The organism is Sphingomonas bacterium (assembly GCF_903643035.1).
GTDB lineage: Bacteria > Pseudomonadota > Alphaproteobacteria > Sphingomonadales > Sphingomonadaceae > Sphingomonas.
This window is the reverse complement of sequence record NZ_CAHJWW010000325.1, coordinates 1-2,796: the sequence shown is the minus strand read 5'-3', so window position 1 is coordinate 2,796 and position 2,796 is coordinate 1. Positions and strand designations below refer to the sequence as shown.

Here is a 2,796-nt window from a genome sequence, read left to right as displayed (position 1 = left end):
GCGGACGACCGCCGCCGCCAGCGCGCCCGCGTCGCGCGCCGCATAGAACTCGGACGCGTGCCGATCCGCCACCTCCGCGCAGCCGCCGGTGTCGGGCACGATCAGCGGAAGCCCCGCCGCCATCGCCTCCGCGGCGACCAGCCCGAACGGCTCCGCCTCCGACCCGTGTACCAGCGCGTCGGCGCTCGCGACGATGCGCGCGAGCCGCTCGCGGTCGTACACCGGGCGGAACAGCCGGATGTGCGGGCCGCCCGCGAGCCGCCGCTCGATCCTGGCGCTGTCCATGCCGGCGCCGATCAGCACCAGCCCGACGGGTACGCTGGCGCCCGCCCGCTGCACCGCCTCCACCACCATCGGCCAGCGTTTTTCCGGGTGGTGCCGCCCCAGGCCCAGCAGCAGCAGCGCGTCGGGCGGGAGGTCGCACTGCGCCAGCAGCGCCGCGCGCAGCCCCTCGTCGCGCAGGTCCGGCGAGAAATGCCCGCGCTCGATCCCCAGCGGCATGGCCGCGTCGATCCGCAGGCCGCGCCTGCGCAACCGCTTCTCCAGCGCCGGGCCGTTGGTGACGACCGCATCGTACCGGTCTAGGAAGCGCGCCATGTACCGCGAGTACCAGGCGAAGCCGCGCTCGATCCGGTCGTGGCTGGCCACGCCCTCCAGCCATCGCTGCGCATAGGCGGCGACGTTGTCGTTGTGCATGAAGAACACCTTCGCGGCGTCCCCCGCCCACTCGCCCACGATCCAGGCGGGGCGCCACGGCGAGCTGCATTCCACGACGTCGGGGCGATAGCGGTCGAGCAGCGCCGTCACCGGCTCCGCATCCCAGAACAGGCCGTAGTTGCGGTCGAACGGCATGCCCGGCGCGCGGACGTAGTGGATCAGACCGCCGCCCGGCCGTTCCTCGACGCGCGCCTCGCGGCCGGGCGCGATGCAGACGAGTTCGTGGCCCTGCTCGGCCATGATGCCCATCTTGCGGTCGACATAGGTCCGCACCCCGCCGCCGGTTGGGGAATAGAACTCGTTGACGTCCACGATCCGCATGGTCGCCGGGCCTAGTGGGGGGAAAAGCCGAACAGGCCCATATATTGCGCCCTGATCGCGACCGGGGTCACGCCGGCGCCGGCGGCGATCGACGCCTCCTCGACCTTGGGCTTGCCGAAGCCGATCCGCTTGTTGCTGGGGGTGCCGGCGCCGTCGATCTTGTAGTCGAACTTGTTTCTGCCGTCGCGGCTGTGGATCATCATCAGCGCATAGCGGCCGGGCCGGGGCACGCGGATGCAGACCGCCACCGCTCCCGCGCGGCCCGTCGCGGGCGCCGCGACCGACACGCGGCGGAACACCTTGTCCTGCGCGATCAGCTCGTGGTCGCCCTTCAGGAAATCCTCGGCCGTGGCGGGGTACAGCTCCAGCCGGACGTCGCCCTTGCCGTCCTTCAGTCCGGTGATCGTCGCCTCGATCGCCGGACCGGCACCCGGCTGGCAGGCGGCGGCGTCCGATCCCAGCACCTGCGCGGACGGCGTCTGAGCGGACGGCACCTGAGCGGATAGGGCCTGCGCGAAGGGGCCGGCGGGGATCAGCAGCGCGGCGGCGATCGTCGAGCGAATCAGTCTTGTCATCCAGCGTTCCTAGCCACGACCGCCTGAACGCTGAACAACCCGATCAGCACCAGATGGAGAAGGACGGTCAGCGCGGCCGAAAAGGCCATCAGATCGGACAGCGCCGTGTCCCGCCCGATCGCCACGATCGCCAGATTGGCGAACAGGACGTCCTTGTTGGGCACCAGCGGCAGGCGCGACACCAGCATCCGTCCCGCCGCGAGCAGCAGCCACAGACCCATCGACACGCCGGGCAGCGCGAAATGCCACGCCAGCGCGATCAGCACCTGGCCCACCAGCAGCCGGACCCAGTGGACGCCGAAGATCCACCACAAGGTCCGCCAGGGCTGGGAGAAGACGCGCCGGGAAAACAGCAGGAAGGGCAGCGAGATCGCGGCGGTCACCGCCACCGACCCGCCGATCGGCCGCAGCATGTCGGGCGGCAGCAGCGCATGGCCGAGCGGCACCGCCACCGCGACCATCGCCAGCGTCATCCCGTTGCCGGCGATCGCGGACAGGATCGACACGTCCTTCACGGCCCCGAACGGCGCCGCCACCATCGTCGCGCGCGATCGCGCCCAGGCATAGAAATAGGCCTCGCCCGAATAGCCGAACACGACCTCGTTCGCGATCCGCTTCTTGATGAGCGCGACGAAGCCCGCGAACGGGATGCCCCACAGGCGACGGAAGATGATCGTGTCGCCGGTGATCGGCGACAGGTACAAAAGGACGAAGAACAGATAGAACAGCGGGCTTCCGGGCACGATCCGCCCTAGGCCCGACAGTCCCGACGCCAGCAGCTCGCGCAGCAGGCCGGCGATCATCGCGACGGTCAGCAACCCGCCCATCGCCATCGGCCAGCGGCTGCGGATGGTCCGGAGCGGTTCCAGGCCGGCGATGTCGGGAGCGACCATCCCGGGCCGGTCGGTCCGGGCAGACTGCGTCCTGGCGTTCATCGACGCTCCACGATTGCCGATCATCGCCCGAACGGGCAAGCCGGCCGGCGCCGGAAGGATAGGCCTTGCGGGCGAAAGTGGGCATGAGCATGGCAGGGGAAAAGATGCCCGCACCCGGCGCCCCCCCCGCTCCGCCCACCGTTCCCCCCGTCCCCGTCCCTATGGCCGGCGGCCGCCAGGTCGGGCGCGCGCGGCACGTGCTGAGCTACGCCGACAGCCTGCGCGGCGGCGGCGTCGAGCGGTCGCTC

3 protein-coding genes are annotated in these 2,796 nt (G+C 71.1%); all 3 read right to left on the bottom strand.

Features of this window, described 5'->3' with window-relative positions; genetic code table 11:
* On the bottom strand, positions 1-1,038 hold a 1,038-nt coding region (locus tag HUV01_RS14635; RefSeq protein ID WP_174298934.1), incomplete at its 3' end, for a glycosyltransferase.
* Between the two features lie 11 nt (positions 1,039-1,049).
* On the bottom strand, positions 1,050-1,613 hold the full coding sequence (locus HUV01_RS14630) for a DUF2141 domain-containing protein (protein WP_174298933.1): 564 nt from the start codon (positions 1,611-1,613) through the stop codon (positions 1,050-1,052).
* Positions 1,610-2,548 carry a hypothetical protein gene (locus tag HUV01_RS14625; RefSeq protein ID WP_174298932.1) on the bottom strand — a complete coding sequence of 313 codons (939 nt, stop codon included), beginning with the start codon at positions 2,546-2,548 and terminating at the stop codon, positions 1,610-1,612. The genes HUV01_RS14630 and HUV01_RS14625 overlap by 4 nt, the downstream gene beginning before the upstream one ends.
* Positions 2,549-2,796 lie beyond the last annotated feature (248 nt).

Coding starts and splice junctions, on each gene's coding strand:
- HUV01_RS14630 (WP_174298933.1), bottom strand. CDS start 1,613: ATGACAAGACTGATTCGCTCGACGATCGCCGCCGCGCTGCTGATCCCC.
- HUV01_RS14625 (WP_174298932.1), bottom strand. CDS start 2,548: ATGAACGCCAGGACGCAGTCTGCCCGGACCGACCGGCCCGGGATGGTC.